1 protein-coding gene is annotated in these 1,351 nt (G+C 35.0%); it reads left to right on the top strand.

The features are described 5' to 3' along the window. The first annotated feature begins 21 nt into the window (after positions 1–21). Entirely contained in the window at positions 22–1,332 is a 1,311-nt protein-coding gene (locus tag ACM0OX_RS35595; protein WP_414519917.1) for an IS701 family transposase, read from the top strand. Positions 1,333–1,351 lie beyond the last annotated feature (19 nt).

Here is a 1,351-nt window from a genome sequence, read left to right as displayed (position 1 = left end):
CAAAAACACCAGACAGAGAGTATGGTTGAGCCTCGCCCACCTGCACCCACAGTAAAATTTGTGGACGAATACTGCCAGTTGTATCAAAACCTCTTTCCAGAAGTTAGAAGCTTTGAAGCTTTTAAGTACCTACACATGGGATGTGTTTCTGATATAAAACGTAAAACTCTACCGGAAATAGCGAAAATTGTAGGGTTAGATAATCATCAATCATTACATCATTTTTTAACAGCATCACCCTGGGATGTACAAGAATTAAGGAGGCAAAGATTAGAATTAATATTATATATACTTCAAGGTCGCCCAATAATACTAATTATTGATGAGACAGGGGATAAGAAAAAAGGAAATACGACTGATTATGTGAAAAGACAGTACATTGGAAATTTAGGTAAAACAGATAACGGTATTGTGGCGGTTACAGCATATGCAGTCTTATCTGGAATGACATTTCCTCTAATATTTGAAGTATATAAACCGAGGGAAAGATTACAACCAGGAGATAAATATTTAACCAAACCTGAAATCGCTGGAATAATGATCAGAAAATTGCGCTCAATGGGGTTTAGATTCAATCTGGTGCTGGCGGATAGTTTGTATGGTGAAAGTAGTAAAAATTTTTTAAGCGTACTAAATGAATTAAATCTTAATTTTATTGTAGCGATTCGCTCAAACCATAGAGCATGGGGAATTACAGACTCAAAAGTAAAATACTCAGATTGGCAAAGATTCAAGCGTGTTTTCTCGGATTTAAGTTCAGAGAATAGATATATTAGAGAGATAATATGTGGCAAAAAATCGGATATCAGATATTGGCAAATAACAACTGATAAAGAAGAGCTTCCGAAAAACACGACTTGGTATGTAATGAGTAAATATCCAGAAATTACCCCAAGAGAAGTTGGTAATTTTTACGGTCTAAGGACTTGGGTAGAATATGGTTTAAAACAAAGTAAAAATGAATTAGGATGGGCAGATTTTCGCCTAACTCATTATCCACAAATAGAGAAATGGTGGGAAATTGTTTTTAGTGCCTATCTGTTGGTTAGTCTTCATTCTGAACAACTGCTAAAATTACCACCACAATCTGAATCTAGATTTTCATCACATCCTTGGTGGAATCAAGGCAATGGTTGGAATAGTATTCTGAATAACCTCCGTTTGATACTTCAGCCATTTACACTATTTAACTTGATTAAACCTTGGTTAGCGGTCTTTACAGTCCCTAAGCTATCTGAGGGATTTTTTCAACTTCAAATGATTGTTAATAATCTGACTTGCTCAATTTTTCAAAACTTCAATATCCCTTATTTCTATTTTTCCTCTGCCTAGAGTGACAAAAGAGGGTTAA

Source organism: Nostoc sp. PCC 9305 (assembly GCF_963920915.1).
Taxonomy (GTDB): domain Bacteria; phylum Cyanobacteriota; class Cyanobacteriia; order Cyanobacteriales; family Nostocaceae; genus Nostoc.
Note: the sequence above shows the minus strand (reverse complement) of the source record. Positions and strands in the feature narration are given on the sequence as shown.

Coding starts and splice junctions, on each gene's coding strand:
- ACM0OX_RS35595 (WP_414519917.1), top strand. CDS start 22: ATGGTTGAGCCTCGCCCACCTGCACCCACAGTAAAATTTGTGGACGAA.